Raw genomic sequence first — 17156 nt, forward strand, 5'->3', positions numbered from 1 at the left:
GGGACTAATTTAGACTATATGCGTTAACCTTTATTAATTCGCTCTATTATCGAAGATTTAGATCTTTTTGGAAACAGAAAATTAGACGTAACGCAATATTTTGAAGATCTATTTGTTCCTTTTAAAATTTGATTTAACGAATATGTTTATATGTCTATTAATTCAAGAACACGCTAATATCTGTAGAATTATAGTCGTTATTGCTCCTTAAATATCATTATCGAACAACAGCTTACGAATCTGAGTAAGTTTATGTATTCACTATAAGTATTGGCTTGTAAATGTCTTTTGGAGTTCTTTAGTTATGTTAAAATAACAAATTTATTGTTATTTTAATAAAAATGTAAAACATTTGACTATGTTTGTAGTTTATTAATTAGTTAAATTTTTAAATTATGAGAAAAATTATCATAGGGCAATGTTTGCTTTTACTTTAATTTCTTGTGAAACGGAAGTTGTAAGAGAGGAGGTACGTGAGACCTCTTATAAAGAATTTGTTGATATTGTTCTTGCTAACTTTGATTGGGGAAGAGCGTCTAAGGATTGTAAAAATGGATTTGGAATTTGTAACTTCGAATGGGGACCTAAAGACCCACCTACATTACCTCCGTTACCTCCACCTCCTTTACCCCCAGATTGGGGAGTTCCACCAATGGGTCCTGGTCCTGGAGGTGGCGGAAGTACAGGTGACGGAAGCGGAATGTCTGTTCCAGTTATTTTGGTAGGTGGAAAAGCTATAATCGATCTTTTTGTTCTTGAACCCAATTTAAATTTAGAAAAAACAAATATGATTATTGATGAGGCTATAGTTAGAAAGCTTGGAAAACAAATTTATAAACTGCCAGCTGGTGAAATAGAGTATTCTCCTGATATGGGGAAGTATGGCGGATATAGAATAATATTTGAGGCATTGTAAAAATGAGATATATTTTTCTTATGTTTCTTTTGATGGGATGCTCGGCAACTTATTACAAGAAGTTGCCAGAGGTGTGGAAAGAAAGAATTCTTAGAACAGAAGATTTAGAAAAGCTTGATAGGAGCTATATTTATCCTGTTACAGGAAAGAAACTTAAAGCAGAATTGTTGAAGTATGAAAATTCAATGGTGGTTATATTTGTAAATAAATGCACATCGAACTATTGTGTACCATTAAAAGTATATGAAGATTATGCGATCAAGAATAACTATAAGTTATTCCTGATAATGCAGGATCTGAATCATCTGGATGAGTCTTATAATCAATTTTTCTATTCTCCTCTTTTAGTTATTGATGAGGAATATTATAAAGGAGCGTGGAATACTAATAAATATTTTGAAGAAGATCTCTTAGGAAATGTCAGACAGGACGAATATAGGGGGAGTATCTATCTTTTTGAAAAAGGAACGTTGATGAATATATTGAGAACGTTACCTAATTAGTGATTTTTTTAAGTCAAAGGCTCTTTGAAAGAAGAACAGCTAAAAAATAAAACCCCGTTCGAATAGACGGTTTTTTTTAAATTGTTTATTTGCAAAATATTTAGCCTTTAGATCAAACCAAAGGTTTGAATCGTTGCGTACTCTATCATTCCTTAAAGTCTCAGAAAAAAACGATTATTCTACTTCATGGATTGTTGGGTGATTCTTGTAATAAATTATTTTTTCTCAAAAAGAAAACAAGATTTTTTCTATTTGATATTAGTATGGAATAGATGATTGTTGTTTGTTTTCTGAAGAACGAAGGGTAAATAGTGAAGAGTGAGTGGTGAATGGTTAAGAGTGAAGAGTAAAAAAATAACAACAAAAAACAAAATACCCTACCTTTGCGGTATGAATCAAGCAGAAATACTTCAAAAACTAGAGATTGCAGCATTAAATGAAATGCAGCTTCAAACCTATAACACCGCACAGAAAAAAAACAATATTGTTTTATTATCCCCAACGGGTTCGGGTAAAACGCTCGCTTTTTTATTGCCCCTTGTACAGCGATTAAACCCTGCGGTACGTGGAGTACAAGCCGTAATCCTTGTTCCTACGCGTGAACTTGCTATTCAGATTGAAACGGTTTTTAAAAAGATTGGAACAGCTTTTAAAATCAATGCGTGTTATGGCGGACATTCCACCAAAATAGAATTGAATAATTTAGCTTCACCTCCAGCTGTTTTAGTCGGTACTCCCGGAAGAGTTGCTTTTCATGTGGAAGAAAATTCATTTGATACCCAATACGTACATAGTTATGTGATTGATGAGTTTGACAAAGCGTTGGAAATGGGATTCCAATCAGATATGGATTATATCATTCAGGCCTTTGATAAGCTAGATTTCCGTATGCTTACTTCTGCGACGGCTTTAAAAAGAATACCCGCATTTACAGGAATTGAAAATCCGGAACACCTTCATTTTTTGAATAAAGTGGAAGATCAACCGGCCCTTACTTTTAGCAAAATTATCACTACGGCAGAAGAGAAATTAGAGACCGTCATTCAATTGATTGGCAAAATTGGCAAGGATACGATATTGATTTTCTGCAATCACAGAGATGCAGTGGCGCGAATTAGTGAAACCCTAACGAATAACGGAGTGGCCAACGGTGCTTTTCACGGAGGACTCCTACAAGAAGATCGCGAAAGAGCTTTGATGAGATTTAGAAATAGAAGTTGTCATATTTTAATCTCTACCGATTTAGCTGCTAGAGGATTGGATATTCCCGAAATTGGACATGTCATTCACTATCAGATTCCAGAAAAGGAAGATGCCTTTATTCATCGAAATGGCCGTACGGCTCGTATGAAGGCAGAAGGGAAAGTCTATGTAATTGTTACCAATGAAGATAAATTCAACTTTATTGATCCTAAGATGCCTATTGAAGAGATAAAGGGTACCTATAGCATAGATAACCGCACTGATTTTAAAACGATATATATTAGTGCAGGAAAAAAAGACAAAGTGAATAAAGTAGATATCGTTGGGTATTTAATTAAAACAGGAGGACTCAATAAAGAGGATATTGGTTTAATTGATGTTCGCGATACTCAAGCCTTTGTTGCTGTTCGCACAGCTAAAATAAAGCCTTTATTGCGAACATTAGAGAATACTAAACTTAAAAATAAAAAAGTTAAGATAGCTTTAGCTAGAGAATAACTAGCATCAATTTCAATTCGCACCTGCGGATTGAAAATTATTTTTCTTGATGATACAAGTCATTCGCTTGATCAAAAATGACTTGTATGCTTTCAGGAGCTGGTGTTCCATATTTTGAAATAAGGTAGATACTCAGTGAACTCAAGAAGAAACCAGGAATTAGCTCATAAAGCGGTTCTTGATACCCAAAAATTTGCCCACTCAATATTTTTTCTTGAAAAATAGGCCAAAAAATAACGGTAAGCCCTCCGATTAGTATTCCTGAAAAGGCCGCTTGGCCGGTTGTTTTTTTCCAAAATAATGAAAATAGAATAAGCGGGCCAAAAGCAGCACCAAAACCTGCCCAAGCGCTAGCAACCAAAGCCAAAATACTGTTGTTCTCGTCGAAGGCAATGAGAATTGCAATCAAAGAGATGAGTAAGACAGCGAATCGACCTAGCCAAACTAATTCTTTTTGACTGGCTTGACGCCTAAGATACGAGTAGTAAAAATCCTGAGTCAATGTACTTGATGACAGAAGTAGCTGTGCACTTAGTGTACTCATAATTGCAGCTAAAATTGCAGCTAATAAAAGACCAATGAGCCAAGGATTAAATAAATAATGAATCAGTTCTATAAATATTAATTCTCTATTTTTATTGACCTGATACGCTTGATCGGGATGGAGTTGGAAGTAACTAATACCGAAGTATCCAATAGCAACGGCACCAGATAAACATAAAAACATCCAGGTCATACCAATAAGACGTGCTTTTTTCATGGTTTTAACGCCCTCAGCAGCCATGAAACGCGTTAAGATGTGCGGTTGTCCAAAATAACCCAATCCCCAAGCTGCTGCACTTATAAGGGTTATGAAACTTACCTTGTGTAGTAAACTAGTATATTCGAGATGATGCGTTTCCATAGCTGTGATGATCTGTTCTTGGGCGATATCCCATCCACCGAGATGAAAGAGGATCATAATAGGGGTTAAAATCAAAGCAAACAGCATTAAAGTCGCTTGAAGGGTATCACTCCAACTCACCGCTAAAAAACCTCCAATAAAAGTGTAGGTAATTGTCGCTAAGGCACTATAGAATAAAGCCTGATGGTAGGTAACATGAAAAATAACCGTAAATAGTTGCGCGCCTGCTACCATACCCGATGCACAATAGAGTGTGAAGAAAAATAGGATGGCAAATGCGGCAATTGTTTTGATTTTTTTCCCCTCTTTGCCGAATCGATAAAAGAAAAAATCAGGTAAGGTTAAGGCATTGTTATTCAGCTCGGTGTGTATACGCAATCGTCCGGCTACTAATTTCCAATTGAAAAAAGCGCCAACTAACAGGCCTAGGGCAATCCAACTTTGGGCTATACCCAAGGTGTAAATGCTACCTGGTAAACCCATTAAAAGCCAACCCGACATGTCAGAGGATCCTGCAGATAAAGCTGTAACTATAGGGCCTAAACTTCGCCCTCCTAAGATGTAATCAGAAAAATTTTTAGTCTTTCGATAAGCAATAATGCCAATTACTAGTATAAGAACAAGGTAGAGAGAGAAAGTCGTTAGTGTGGGATCAAGCTGCATTTTTTGTTTTAAAACTAAGTAAAAAACAATGTAATGCCTTGTATAGGTGTGATATGTATATGTATTAGGTGTTTTCTATTTTAATTGTAAAACCTTTAGAGTAGTGAAGGATAGCTATTTATAAAAAAAGCAGGTTCTCCGGGAAGGAGAACCTGCTAACAATTAAAAAACTAATTAGGGGGCTATGCGTGTACTAACGCTATTTTACTGTCGGTTAGTTCAGTTAGAATAGCCGATTTATTTTCTTTGAAATACGTGTTGTCTTGTTCAAATAAAGACACATAATAATCAATACCAGCGAGTAGATTTTCTTTTATTTTTTCTACTTTTTTTACTTTTACTAGTGGAGTATCCATTTTTAATTGACGTTTCTCTTCTTTGAAGTGATCGATATACATGCGCAATTCTTTAATAAAGAAATGAGGGCGATTCTCAACATCTATGATATTAGTTCTACCATAAATATGTTGGAGCATGTTTTTAAGAGAAACTTCTTTTGTGAAATACGCAATATTGGGTCCTGGACAAATAACAACCCCTTGTGCTTCCCCTTTAATCTGTAAGTCATTTTCAAGAAATGAGGCATTAGCTAAACCAATACACAAGCAGGCTTTCTCCGTAATAGCATTCGACTGCTGTTGGTATTCTTCCTCGCTCATTTCGCTTTTTTTGCTAGTTAATGCTTCAAGTTCAATGGTTTGGTATTTGCGAGATGCGGTACAAATCCCTTCGTTATCATGGGTTTTGTTTAAAGCCAAATATTTTCTTGGACAAGAGCTTCCTGCTTTGTTTTTGGAAATGCGTTGGGCTTTGTGGAGCTCATTGGTTGTTCCTTTGATGTTGTTAAATGGAATTCCCAAAGGAGAAATATGACTCAAATACAGATCTTCTTCTTTGGCATTAGCCAAGAGCTGTCGGGTTGCTACATCTACAGAAGTTGCCTCAGGAACAAGTAGAAAGGGAGATCCCCAACCAACAGAATCCACGCGGTAGTGATCCAATAAAAATTGATGTTCTGCCGCAGTACCTACGCCTCCTTGTGCGGTTATCTTTAATTCTAAAGGAGTTTCGGGAACATAGCGCTCTTTTTGTGCCAATGCCTTACACATGAGTTCATGTGTGGTTTGGATGAGCTCGCTGTGCTTTGCTTTAAATTCTTCAAGTATTACACCCAATAAATGACCGTCTGTTGCAAAGGCATGTCCCCCACAATTTAATCCAGATTCAATGCGATATTCGGATACCCAAAGTCCCTTTTTCGCTAAGAAACTACCCTGGATTAACGCAGATCGGTAATCGCTAACTTTCAGAATAATTCTTTTTTGAAGGGATTGATTGGGACTTGGATAAAAAGCTTCAAATTCTTCAAAATAACTGAATAGCTTGGGATTCATTCCCGCAGATAAAACCACGGATGAGTTTAATGTACTGTTGCTAAATCCGCGTAAAGCAGCATGGGCATCGTTGTATTTTGCAGGAAGCGATTCTTTTTTGTCAAAGTTTTCTCGATCGACTTTGGTCATGATGTTGACATCAATATCTCCAGGTGTAAGAGCAGTGTCGAGAATCTGTTTTAGATTTTCTATCGTGATCTTGTCATCGATATACGTTTGCAATTGTTTGCGGATGTCTGATACATTGGGTAATAGATCAATATAGTCCTCAATGTTCTTTTTGCTTTGTAGCAAATCCTTTTTTAGATGGTCAAATTTGCGCTTTACAATCGTATCTAGTGTATTGAGATAGGCAGTAATTCTTTTGGCTCTGAAGTCTTCTATTTTTTTTGTGATTTCATAATAGGGCAATTCAAACTTCTCACAATAGAATTTATTCATGCGCTCAATGAGCTCATCATCCATTACAGACAAGGTAGAGGTTAGGCCATATTGAGCCACACGGATCGGACTGTCAATGGTATAGGCAAGACCCATCACAGGGATGTGGATGGAATGCATTGGTTTTATTTTCATTTGGGTTTAGTTTAGTTATAAGAATGAAAAATAATAAAATTAATTCGCTCAAAACGTGATATTTATCATGCTTATCCTTCGCTTTAGGAAGGTAGAATAGAATTGAAATAAGAAATAAAAATCTCGTTTCGAGACTTTTGTAAGCAAGTAATTCTGGAGTCGTCAACGATAGATGAATACAGGTAATTATTTAAGCATTCGCTTTCTTAATTTCTTATAAATCCTTAAATTTATCAATTGGATTGCTTATGTAAAGTAATTTTTCTACGATTACACGTCCAAAATAGTATAGATACACCTAATACAGCGACTTATTTTGAATTTAAAACTATTGCTTTCTAAGTTTTTAGAATTTGAACTTTACGCAAGTAAATCAATCAGTATTACAATAGGCACTATTCTTTTTATTGTTTTTACCTGGTTGATTACCAAATATGGTTTAGGTTTTTTGAGAAGGACCATCATTAGAAACTCTCCTTCGGATGTAACCCTTCGGTTGAGAAGTGTTTTTAATTTTGTCAATTACTTTATTTATATCATCATGTTTTTTTTCATACTCAACGTGATTGGATTAAATATTAGTATGTTTTTGACCACTTCGGCGGCGTTATTTGTTGGTTTGGGATTTGCCTTACAGGATATTTTTAGAGATATCATTGCGGGCATTTATATTCTATTCGATAAAACACTGAATATGGGAGATGTTATTGAAGTAAATGGACAAGTAGCACGTGTGAAGGCCATCCATTTGAGGTGTACGATTGTAGAAACGCGAAATTTAAAAGATATTGTGATTCCCAATCGAAAGTTGATTGATGATATTGTATATAACTGGACACATGAAGACCCTATAATTCGCGCTCGAATTGATGTAGGAGTGTATATTGGTACTGATGTAGAAGTAGTAAAAGCAGTGCTGTTATCTGCTGTGGAAGATAATGATGAGGTATTAAAAAATCCACAAGCGATTGTTTTTATCGATCAGTTTGGAGATTCTTCGATTCGTTTTATTCTCTATTATTTCATTGATAATGCCTTTGATAACGATCGTATCTCAAGTGAAATTCGCTTTGCAATTGACAAAAAATTTAAATTGAATAATATTCCATTGCCAGTACCCGTTTTAAAGGTGGATCAAACGCCTATTGGTTAATTCTAGTACGGAGGATTTCAGTAAAATGTGTACTTTTGTTTTTTTATTGTACTTATGGCTTCTACAAAATACGGAACAGGGAAAAATTCTCCTATAGCGGTTGTGAATAAAAAACAACCAATTAGAAGAAAGCCATCTTCTAGACAACCTACTAAGAAGAAAAAGAATGGTGGACATGCTCTAACGCGTTTGAAGTGGGTATGTATCATCGTTTTCTTGGTGGGATTAGGAATTTGGTTTGGTATTACCTTCCAAGATGGAATCAAGTATTTTTTTAGTTCCCAACGCAAAGAAGCAGAGGATAAATCCTTTTTTGACTTCAGAACCGTTGAAGTCTTACATCGTCATAAAGAACACCTCATTGGATTTGACGTTTCTCATTATCAAGGTGTGATTGATTGGGGAGCTGTGGATTCTGTTGCACAACAAGCGCCTTTGGAATTTGTTTTTGTTCGCGCAACAATGGGAGATGATGGCAAAGACAAAGCGTTTAATTTAAATTGGAAGGGTGCACGCGCGAATCACTTTATTCGCGGAGCTTATCATTACTATCGTCCCGATGAAAATTCAATCAAACAAGCCGAAAATTTTATCGCAACTGTAAAATTATCCGAAGGAGATTTTCCACCCGTATTAGATATCGAAGATTTACCTAAAAACCAATCCATGGAGAACTTAGTCTTAGGGTTGAAACGATGGATGGAAATGGTGGAGAAACACTATGGCGTACAACCTATTCTCTATTCAGGGGAACACTATTATACCAATAACTTAAAGAAATGGTTTCCAGATCACATCGTTTGGATTGCCAATTACAACTTTTTTGTAGAAGAGATAAAACCAGAATGGCATTTTTGGCAATTCACAGAAAAAGGGGTGGTTAAGGGAATCGACGGTAAAGTGGATTTGAATATCTACAACGGTACAAAATCAGATATCCGAAATATACTCGTAAAATAGTGATTTACTTGCGTACGTCAAAAGCATCGCGAATGGCGTTTCCCAATTGTGTAAAACACATGACAATGATAAACATCGCCAAACCAGGCAATAGAGCTAAATAGGCTTTTCCAACTAAAATATAATTGTAATTTTCTTTAATCATTGCACCCCAACTGGGTGTAGGAACTTGCGTGCCTATACCTAAAAAACTCAATCCGCTTTCTACTAAAATAGCAGAAGCAAAATTAGCAGCTGATATCACAATAACAGGCGCCATGCAGTTAGGTAAAATATGCTTGGCTATAATTCTATAATCCGAATAGCCTAACGCTCTGGCAGCAGTAATATATTGCTGTTGTTTGACGGTGATAACTTGCCCTCTAACTACACGAGCAACTTCTACCCACATGGTTAGACCAACGGCAATAAAAACTTGCCAAAATCCTTTCCCTAAAGCCAAGGTAATGGCTATGACCAAAAGCAACGTTGGAATAGACCAAAAAATATTGATTATCCATAAGATAAAAGCATCTATTTTACCGCCATAATACCCTGCTATAGCACCAAGACCAATGCCAATAAGCAAAGAAATGGATACGGCAATAAAACCAATAGAAAGGGAAATGCGGGAGCCTAGTATTAAGCGACTATAATAATCTCTTCCTTGATTGTCCGTGCCTAACCAAAAGGTTTGGGATTGGATGAGGTGGGGCTTTTCTTGATCCGTAAATGCAGTTAAGGCTAAGGTTTGCTCTAGCGCTAAATGCTTTAAATCTGTATAAGGGGTATAAAATAAAGTATCGTTCTGAATGTGATAGTCGCTCAGTGGGAGTTGCTCACGGGTTTTTTTTTTGCCAAACCAATAGTCAGACCAGGCTGTTTTAGTGGTATCGGGATAAACCAGCATGGCAGTCGTAAAACCAGGGTGTTTGGAGCGAATAGCTAAATCACCTGCATTGGCATTTGCTGAAGAATCAGGAATGATAAAATAAGCAAATATACTTACCAAGATAAAAGCGATAATTATCCAAAAACACAAAACGCCCCGAAAATCCTTTTTGAATTTTCGGAGCGCAATATTTGTGTTACTATTCTTATTTTTAGCCATTAAACTATTTGATTATAGTTTTTTATCTGTAAATGTTTTTGTGTTTTTAGGCGCTTTAGTAACCTGTTGAATGTCTTTTAAGATTTTTACTCCTTCTTCAACGTACACATCACTACCTAAAGATTCATGCCATCTATCTCTTTTTTGCTCTAAAATTGTATCGGTTTTAACGCGCTCCATCTCACTTGGTAAAGAAGAGAATTTTAAATGGTTGTTGTATTTTGAAATTGATTTGAATTTTTTTACTTTCTCGTCAACTTCTTTTTGTTTTTCTTCATAGCCTTTTAAGTTTAACGTAAAGGTTTTTTCATCCTTTCTTTCGTTAATCCACTTAGCATTTTCATCGATTAATTTGAATTGATCATTCCCTGCAATCCTTGATTTACTTTTGTCTATAACAGAAGTGAAATCATTGTTATAAGGCGTGTAATTCGCACGGTCAATTTTATCCCACGGCATAGCGTTGTCCATGTCTCTTTCTCCCATATCGATATAAGAATAGCGATCTGGTAAAACGATATCACTTAATACACCTTCTCTTTGAGTTGATCCTCCATTGATTCTATAGAATTTCTGAAGTGTAATTTTTAAAGCTCCTAAATCACCAAAAGGTTGTTTTTTTAATAATTCGTTTAGGTCAACTAAATTTTGAACCGTCCCTTTTCCATAGGTGTGTTTACTGCCAATGATTAAGCCACGTTTGTAATCTTGAATAGCAGCAGCAAAAATTTCAGAAGCTGAAGCTGAGAAGTTATTTACCAATACAACTAAAGGACCATCCCAAACAATTTGAGTGCCTTTATCATCTAATATTTGTTGCTTGCCTTTCGAAGATTTTACTTGAACCACCGGACCTTCTTTAGAGAATAACCCCAACATATCAACCACCGTTTGAAGTGATCCTCCGCCGTTGTTTCTTAAATCCATGATAATTCCATCTACATTTTGCTTTTTGATCTCCATGATTTCTTTTTGAACGTCGGTAAAGGCATTGCGATTATCCTTATTCTCAAAATTGATATAGAATTTTGGCAATTGAATAATTCCGTAGCGATTACCACCATCCTCGATGATACTCGATTTAGCAAATGTCTCTTCAAGTTCAATTACTTCACGCGTGATGGCGATAGTTTTAATAGTACCCTCTATCTTCTTAACCGTTAAGTAAACCGTAGTTCCTTTTTTACCTTTGATTAATTTAACCACATTGTCTAAGCGAACGCCTACTACATCAATAGGCTCTTCTTCTTTACTTTGTGCTACCTTAATAATGATATCTCCAACTTCAATTTCTTTTCCTCTCCATGCAGGTCCCCCTGGTACAAGTTCATTGATTTCAACGCCTTCTGTTTTCTTTCTTAAAACAGCGCCAATACCTTCAATGCTACCACTCATACTCGCATCAAATTTTTCTTTGTTCTCAGGAGCAAAGTAAAATGAATGCGGATCAAAACGCTCTACAATCGAATTTAAGTAAACAGAAAACCAATCTTTGCGTTCTAAATCATTTAAAGCATCAAAGTATTCATCCAAGGACTTTTTTGTGCTTTCACGGGCTTCTTTTTCTAATTGCTCAAACGATTTAATTTCTTTAGGCTTATCGTCTTTTTTCTTTTTCTTTGCCTTGGTTGTTTCTACCGTATTGCCATAATCATCCACTTCGTCTTCCTCTGCTTCAACCACGTCTTTGCCTTCTTGAATTTTGATGTTGTCTGTCAAAGTAGATAAAGCATTTAATTTTAATTGCTTTTTCCAACGGTCTTTTAATTCTTCAGGTGTTTTAGCATAACCAATTGCATCGTAATCCGCATCAAAAGACTCGTCTTTTGTATAGTCAAAAGGTTCAGCTAGAATTTCACTATATATTCCTTTAGCCTCATTCATTCGAGCTGTAATCCGCTGATAGGTTAAGTCAAAAAAGGAAAGCTCTTTCAATTGAATCATATCGTCAACTAAAAGCTCATATTTGCTAAATTCATCTAAATCAGATTGAAGAAAATAGCGTTTCATCGGATCAAGGGCTTTGATATACTCTTTGTACACTTGCTGTGAAAATTTATCATCTAACTTGGGTGGATCATAATGGGTACGTTCCATTAAATAAGTGACTAACTCTAATAAAAGTTGGTCTTTTTCTGGATCTTCAGTCTCTTGTTTAGGCATAAAACTCCAGAGTGCTGCTGAAACTGCAAGTAGAAGAATGATAACCTTATAATTTCTTTTCATAAATGACCAAATAGTATTCATTAAATAGTTTTGAACTAAAGTAGTTAAAAAAGCGAAGTAATTATTATGTAAGCCGATAATTATTTGTTAAATCACAACCTACGGCGCTATATCGTTTTGTTTACTGTTTACAAAGTCTAAAATAACGAAGTGTTTCACATAATAATTATTACTTTTACGAAAGTAATTAAAAATTTGAAATGATGCAAAAACCATTAATACTTGTTACGAATGACGATGGTATTACGGCGCCAGGAATCCGTGCTTTGATTGATGTGATGAAAGAAATAGGGGAAGTAGTTGTGGTCGCTCCTGACAGTGCTCAGTCTGGAATGGGGCATGCGGTTACCATCAATAATACACTAACGCTAGAGAAGGTAAATATCGACCCAGAATTAACGCATGAATATGCTTGTTCGGGTACACCTGTAGATTGTGTAAAAATTGCTTTAGGGCAAATTCTAGATCGCAAACCTGATTTATGTGTTTCAGGGATTAATCACGGATCGAATTCTTCGATTAATGTGATTTATTCGGGTACAATGAGTGCTGCTTTGGAAGCCGGAATGAGTGGTATACCCGCTATCGGATTTTCTTTGTTGGATTTTAGTTGGAATGCGGATTTTGAACAAGTAAGAGGCTTTGTGAAAAAAATTACAACACAAGCACTAGAGAAGGGAATCCCGAAAGAGGTTGTATTAAATGTAAATTTCCCTAGATTGCAAACCGATGAAATCAAAGGCATTAAAGTTTGTAGACAGGCAAAGGCAGTTTGGATTGAGGACTTTGATAAGAGAACAAGTCCAAATGGAAAAGAATATTATTGGCTAAAGGGAGAATTTGTCAATCAAGATAAAGGAGAAGATACCGACGAATGGGCTTTGAGAAATGGATTTATTTCGATTGTTCCAGTTCACTTTGATTTAACGGCACATCACGCAATAAACAGAATTAATAATTGGGAATTAGTATAAATGGGAATTAGTATAAATGGGAAAGCGAATTAAAGATATTCTATTGGGCTTTTTAATCGGTGGTTGTTTGACCGTAATTGGCGCTGAACTTTATTTGAGAATGTTTACAAACTTTGATTTATTTATCAATTTTGATATCATTAGAAAAGCAGGTTTATTAGGACGAATAGTGGCTATTGGAAGTTTGTTGAATTTGGGAATATTCACGTTTTTTATCAATAGAAAAGAAGACTACAAAGCCAGAGGATGCATTTTTGCAGTCATTGTTATCACGCTAATTACACAGATATTGTAGATGAAATATTACATTATTGCTGGAGAAGCATCAGGAGATTTACATGGTGCAAATTTAATGAAATCAATTTATGCCCAAGATCCAACGGCTGAAATGCGGTATTGGGGAGGTGATTTAATGCAAAAAGTGGGGGGTACTTTAGTCAAACATTATAAGGATTTGGCTTTTATGGGATTCGTTGAAGTGGTTCAAAATTTACCTACGATTCTAAAGAATATCTCCTTTTGTAAAAAAGATATAGCTTCCTTTGCTCCGGATGTACTCATCTTTATTGATTATCCAGGTTTTAATATGCGTATTGCTCAATGGGCGAAAGAGCATAAAATACCTACTCATTATTATATATCTCCACAGATTTGGGCCTGGAAAGAAAGTCGCATCAAAGCTATTAAGCGCGATGTGGATTTTATGTACGTAATCTTACCTTTCGAAAAAGACTTCTATGAAAAGAAACACCACTATCCAGTCACTTTTGTTGGACATCCTTTAATTGATGAAATTGAAGAATTTCGCAGCCGCGAAAAAGTGGATTTTCGCCAAAAATATCAATTGGATGAACGTCCTATAATCGCCTTATTACCTGGAAGTAGAAAACAAGAAATCAAGCGATTGTTAGGAGAAATGCTGTCGGTGGTACAGAAGCACCCCGAGTACCAATTCGTAATTGCAGGTGCTCCAGGACAGGAACACGCTTTTTATGAACAATTTTTAAAGGGGCAAAATATTTCGTTTATTAACAATGATACCTATGCGTTATTAGATGTAGCGTATGCTGCATTAGTAACTTCGGGAACGGCTACGTTAGAAACCGCTTTGTTTAAAGTACCTCAGGTTGTATTGTATAAAGGGAATAGCATTTCCTACGAAATAGCAAAGCGAATCATTACCTTAAAATATATTTCATTGGTGAATTTAATCATGGATAATGAGGTAGTTGTTGAGTTAATTCAACACGATTGTAATGCAAAAAGAATTGCTTCGGAGTTTGAAAAAATTGTGAAAAGTGAAAAAAGAGAAAGAATTTTGTTGGATTATGAAGAATTAATTCTTAATTTAGGCGGTCGTGGGGCTAGTGATTTAGCTGCTAACGAAATAATTAAGAATTCTAATTTGAAATCTACTATGTAAAAATCCTTTTGCTATGAAAAATAAAACAATACTTTCCACCCTTTTAGTAGGTCTAAGCCTAGTCTGCTCGAGTTATACATATGCCACAAACGAGGTAGTTAAAAATCCTGATAAAAAGAAAGAAACCGTTGTTTTAAAAGAAAGCAAGAAAACGGATGAGGAAATTAGAAATCAATTAGATGAATTATTAGCAGAAATGAGTACATCTAAGGATGTAAGTGCTGAAGTTTCTGATTTAGTTTTGAATACAGCTTTTGACTTTGAAGGGGTTCGCTATCGTTTTGGAGGTACCACACACAAAGGATTAGATTGTTCAGGACTTGTAATGAACGCTTTTAATGATACGTCAATTAACTTACCTAGAAATTCTAGTGCAATGGCTGAAGTAGGAGATAAGGTCTCTAAAAACAACGCACAAAAAGGAGATTTGATTTTCTTTCGAACGGGAAGAGGAAGTAGAATTAGCCATGTAGGTATTATTACAGAAGTAGTGGACGATGAAATTAAGTTTATTCATTCCTCAACAACAAAAGGAGTTATTGTTTCTTCAACCAAAGAAGATTATTATAAAAGAAGATTTGTTCAAATAAACCGAGTTTTGACTGAACAAGATATTTAAATCAAAGGATTTATAAAAAAAGGGAGAGAATTTTGATGTACTCAGAGTATGAGGCCATTAAAATTCTCTTTTTTGTTTTATGCTACTGCATTAATACTTGGTATTTTAGCTAAGAACAGTTGTGCTAATTGGCTTGTATTGTCCCTCTTTGGTATGCTTCTGGTTTTACTCTGTTTACTAGGTAGGTCAAAGAGCGATTGGTGGTACAGACCACAAGCTTTTTATGTAACAGCAGGAATCTTTTATCTGCTGTGTTTTTCTTTGGGTTTTTTAGCCAGTCATAGTTCCAATTGGCAGACAAAACAACACCAATATGCTGAGATCATAGAGGATAAACAACCCTATTCATTCCAATACCAACTTTTAGAGAAACAAAAGCGCAAGAAGGGATGGACGCGTTGTGTTGTGGCTATAGAACGTATTGGACAAACCCAAACGAAGGGTAAGGCGCTGCTTTTTGTGGAAGATCATCGTGTTTTGCAAATCGGAAATCATTACCGAGCAATCGGTAGTTTTACTTCTTTTGACCCTCCTGCTAATTTAGGGCAAATGGATTATGGTGCTTATATGTACCAACAGAATATAACAAAACAAGTAAAAGTGCACCAAGTCCTAGATTTAGGACAAGATCAACAGGTGTATACCTTATTTCTGCAGGCACGAACTTATTTGCAAAATAATATAGATCGCAATACGCAGATGTCCTTCTCTACAAAAAGCATCGTAAAGGCTTTATTGCTTGGAGATCGAACGGATATAGATACAGAAGTCGTTGCTTCTTTTCAACAACTTGGAGTTATGCATGTTTTAGCTATATCGGGACTGCATGTGGGGATTATCTATTTGTTTCTTTCCAAACTTATGGTTTTTATAAAGCGAAAATATCGTTGTTTGCTTCTCCTCGTTGTCTTGTGGCTTTTTGTATTTCTTTCTGGCTTTTCACCTTCTGTATTTCGAGCCGTTTTTATGTTTTCTATTTTGGCTATAGCAAAAGAAGTAAGGAGAAAACAAAGTACTTTAGAAGGGGTTGGGATGGCTTTATTTTTGAGTTTGCTATTTAAACCCGATTGGATTTTTGATGTTGGTTTTCAATTGAGTTATCTGGCTGTTTTGGGAATTGTTTGGTTGATGCCCCTGTTTAAAAAGGGCTATACCCGATTTAACTTCGTCAATTATTTTTTAGGTCTACTTTATGTTTCCTTTGTCGCTCAATATAGTGTGTTAGCCCTCCAATTGTATTATTTTAATTCTCTTTCCTTGACTTTTTTGTTGAATAATATCGTTGTTGTCCCCTTAATAACTTTAGTGTTGATCGGTGGATTGAGCTTTTTGTTCTTACAGGGAATACATATGGAAATTGAAAAAATAGGAGGAATCTTTTTAGAGGTTAGTGTTGCGTGTATAATGCGTATTTTACGTCTACTAGAAGCCTTAAATTTCAATGTGACAGAAATCTATTTAACTAAAGAAAAGACCGTAGCTCTATTGGTTTTTCAACTGGGAATAGGGTATGTACTTTACAAACCGACCCTTAGAAAAGTGTATTGGATTGCTGGTTTATCTTTAGCTGTTTGTTTGGTATGGAGGTATTCATACTATGCTAATCGACAGCAGGATGCATTTGTGATTGCTGCTGTGCCAACCAATACACCGTTGTATTTGCGTTACCAAGACAAGCAATTGACAGTTTATGTTAATCGTTTACATGTTCCATGGGTACTAAAGGATTACAGGAAAAGCTATAACCCAAGTCAAGAAATTATCACACAAGTACAAGATACTTACCAAATTGATGCTGTAAATAAGTTGTTAGTTTTATCTCAAGAGATGCCCTATTATGACTTGTTTCCGCGATTTGAACTCCTTTATTTTTTCGATAATGTCAAGGTTAACTTTGATCGAGTTTTAGAGTTACATCAGCCTAAACAAGTAATTATTGGCAGAGGGATGAGTACGTGGTATAAAGAGAAATTAAAACAAAGTTGTCGAAAAAAAAATATCCCTTTTCACGATATACGTCAAAAGGGATATTGGTCTTCTCAATGGATTTGAGG

14 protein-coding genes are annotated in these 17156 nt (G+C 35.6%); 10 read left to right on the top strand and 4 right to left on the bottom strand.

Annotated features, from left to right (window positions below):
* Window positions 1-418 precede the first annotated feature (418 nt).
* The 3 genes from ACMHJ2_RS01900 (at window position 419) to ACMHJ2_RS01910 (ending at window position 3120) form a co-directional block, all read left to right on the top strand.
* Window positions 419-916 (top strand): hypothetical protein, encoded by a 498-nt coding sequence (locus tag ACMHJ2_RS01900; protein ID WP_413511271.1) that lies wholly within the window; start codon window positions 419-421, stop codon window positions 914-916.
* Between the two features lie 32 nt (window positions 917-948).
* On the top strand, window positions 949-1419 hold the full coding sequence (locus ACMHJ2_RS01905) for a hypothetical protein (protein WP_413511272.1): 471 nt from the start codon (window positions 949-951) through the stop codon (window positions 1417-1419).
* A gap of 390 nt (window positions 1420-1809) precedes the next feature.
* On the top strand, window positions 1810-3120 hold the full coding sequence (locus ACMHJ2_RS01910; RefSeq protein WP_413511273.1) for a DEAD/DEAH box helicase: 1311 nt from the start codon (window positions 1810-1812) through the stop codon (window positions 3118-3120).
* 37 nt (window positions 3121-3157) lie between these two features.
* Here the strand turns inward: ACMHJ2_RS01910 and putP are convergent, their stop codons facing one another.
* Complete coding sequence (gene putP / locus ACMHJ2_RS01915; RefSeq protein WP_413511274.1) at window positions 3158-4687, bottom strand: sodium/proline symporter PutP; 1530 nt, start codon at window positions 4685-4687, stop codon at window positions 3158-3160.
* 182 nt (window positions 4688-4869) lie between these two features.
* Window positions 4870-6657, bottom strand: coding sequence for a hypothetical protein (locus tag ACMHJ2_RS01920; RefSeq protein WP_413511275.1), 1788 nt, complete (start codon window positions 6655-6657; stop codon window positions 4870-4872).
* A gap of 316 nt (window positions 6658-6973) precedes the next feature.
* Here ACMHJ2_RS01920 and ACMHJ2_RS01925 point away from each other — a divergent pair, with 316 nt between their 5' ends.
* Window positions 6974-7810 (top strand): mechanosensitive ion channel family protein, encoded by an 837-nt coding sequence (locus ACMHJ2_RS01925; protein ID WP_413511276.1) that lies wholly within the window; start codon window positions 6974-6976, stop codon window positions 7808-7810.
* A gap of 54 nt (window positions 7811-7864) precedes the next feature.
* Window positions 7865-8770 (top strand): glycoside hydrolase family 25 protein, encoded by a 906-nt coding sequence (locus tag ACMHJ2_RS01930; protein ID WP_413511277.1) that lies wholly within the window; start codon window positions 7865-7867, stop codon window positions 8768-8770.
* Window positions 8771-8774: 4 nt separating this feature from the next.
* On the opposite strand, the gene ACMHJ2_RS01935 is transcribed toward ACMHJ2_RS01930, so the two are convergent.
* Both ACMHJ2_RS01935 and ACMHJ2_RS01940 read right to left on the bottom strand, forming a co-directional pair.
* Window positions 8775-9860 carry an ABC transporter permease gene (locus ACMHJ2_RS01935; RefSeq protein WP_413511278.1) on the bottom strand — a complete coding sequence of 362 codons (1086 nt, stop codon included), beginning with the start codon at window positions 9858-9860 and terminating at the stop codon, window positions 8775-8777.
* 12 nt (window positions 9861-9872) lie between these two features.
* Entirely contained in the window at window positions 9873-12107 is a 2235-nt protein-coding gene (locus ACMHJ2_RS01940) for a carboxy terminal-processing peptidase (protein ID WP_413511279.1), read from the bottom strand.
* Window positions 12108-12289: 182 nt separating this feature from the next.
* On the opposite strand from ACMHJ2_RS01940, the gene surE reads away from it, so the two are divergent.
* From surE to ACMHJ2_RS01965, 5 genes are read left to right on the top strand one after another with little or no spacing between them, the layout of a single operon-like run.
* Window positions 12290-13060: a 5'/3'-nucleotidase SurE gene (gene surE, locus ACMHJ2_RS01945; protein ID WP_413511449.1), complete on the top strand. Its 771-nt coding sequence runs from the start codon at window positions 12290-12292 to the stop codon at window positions 13058-13060.
* Between the two features lie 16 nt (window positions 13061-13076).
* Entirely contained in the window at window positions 13077-13355 is a 279-nt protein-coding gene (locus ACMHJ2_RS01950; RefSeq protein ID WP_413511280.1) for a hypothetical protein, read from the top strand.
* Window positions 13356-14483, top strand: coding sequence for a lipid-A-disaccharide synthase (lpxB, locus tag ACMHJ2_RS01955; RefSeq protein WP_413511281.1), 1128 nt, complete (start codon window positions 13356-13358; stop codon window positions 14481-14483).
* A gap of 13 nt (window positions 14484-14496) precedes the next feature.
* Window positions 14497-15102: a C40 family peptidase gene (locus ACMHJ2_RS01960; RefSeq protein WP_413511282.1), complete on the top strand. Its 606-nt coding sequence runs from the start codon at window positions 14497-14499 to the stop codon at window positions 15100-15102.
* A gap of 48 nt (window positions 15103-15150) precedes the next feature.
* Complete coding sequence (locus ACMHJ2_RS01965) at window positions 15151-17154, top strand: ComEC/Rec2 family competence protein (RefSeq protein ID WP_413511283.1); 2004 nt, start codon at window positions 15151-15153, stop codon at window positions 17152-17154.
* Window positions 17155-17156: the final 2 nt, after the last annotated feature.

It is taken from the genome of Myroides odoratus (assembly GCF_965118575.1).
In the GTDB taxonomy this organism is placed as follows: domain Bacteria; phylum Bacteroidota; class Bacteroidia; order Flavobacteriales; family Flavobacteriaceae; genus Flavobacterium; species Flavobacterium odoratum_B.

What these genes read in the sequence shown, in the direction of transcription:
- ACMHJ2_RS01935 (WP_413511278.1), bottom strand. Translation starts at nt 9,860, where the DNA reads ATGGCTAAAAATAAGAATAGTAACACAAATATTGCGCTCCGAAAATTC.
- ACMHJ2_RS01905 (WP_413511272.1), top strand. Translation starts at nt 949, where the DNA reads ATGGGATGCTCGGCAACTTATTACAAGAAGTTGCCAGAGGTGTGGAAA.
- surE (WP_413511449.1), top strand. Translation starts at nt 12,290, where the DNA reads ATGCAAAAACCATTAATACTTGTTACGAATGACGATGGTATTACGGCG.
- lpxB (WP_413511281.1), top strand. Translation starts at nt 13,356, where the DNA reads ATGAAATATTACATTATTGCTGGAGAAGCATCAGGAGATTTACATGGT.
- ACMHJ2_RS01950 (WP_413511280.1), top strand. Translation starts at nt 13,077, where the DNA reads ATGGGAAAGCGAATTAAAGATATTCTATTGGGCTTTTTAATCGGTGGT.
- putP (WP_413511274.1), bottom strand. Translation starts at nt 4,687, where the DNA reads ATGCAGCTTGATCCCACACTAACGACTTTCTCTCTCTACCTTGTTCTT.
- ACMHJ2_RS01920 (WP_413511275.1), bottom strand. Translation starts at nt 6,657, where the DNA reads ATGAAAATAAAACCAATGCATTCCATCCACATCCCTGTGATGGGTCTT.
- ACMHJ2_RS01930 (WP_413511277.1), top strand. Translation starts at nt 7,865, where the DNA reads ATGGCTTCTACAAAATACGGAACAGGGAAAAATTCTCCTATAGCGGTT.
- ACMHJ2_RS01940 (WP_413511279.1), bottom strand. Translation starts at nt 12,107, where the DNA reads ATGAATACTATTTGGTCATTTATGAAAAGAAATTATAAGGTTATCATT.
- ACMHJ2_RS01910 (WP_413511273.1), top strand. Translation starts at nt 1,810, where the DNA reads ATGAATCAAGCAGAAATACTTCAAAAACTAGAGATTGCAGCATTAAAT.
- ACMHJ2_RS01960 (WP_413511282.1), top strand. Translation starts at nt 14,497, where the DNA reads ATGAAAAATAAAACAATACTTTCCACCCTTTTAGTAGGTCTAAGCCTA.
- ACMHJ2_RS01900 (WP_413511271.1), top strand. Translation starts at nt 419, where the DNA reads ATGTTTGCTTTTACTTTAATTTCTTGTGAAACGGAAGTTGTAAGAGAG.
- ACMHJ2_RS01965 (WP_413511283.1), top strand. Translation starts at nt 15,151, where the DNA reads ATGAGGCCATTAAAATTCTCTTTTTTGTTTTATGCTACTGCATTAATA.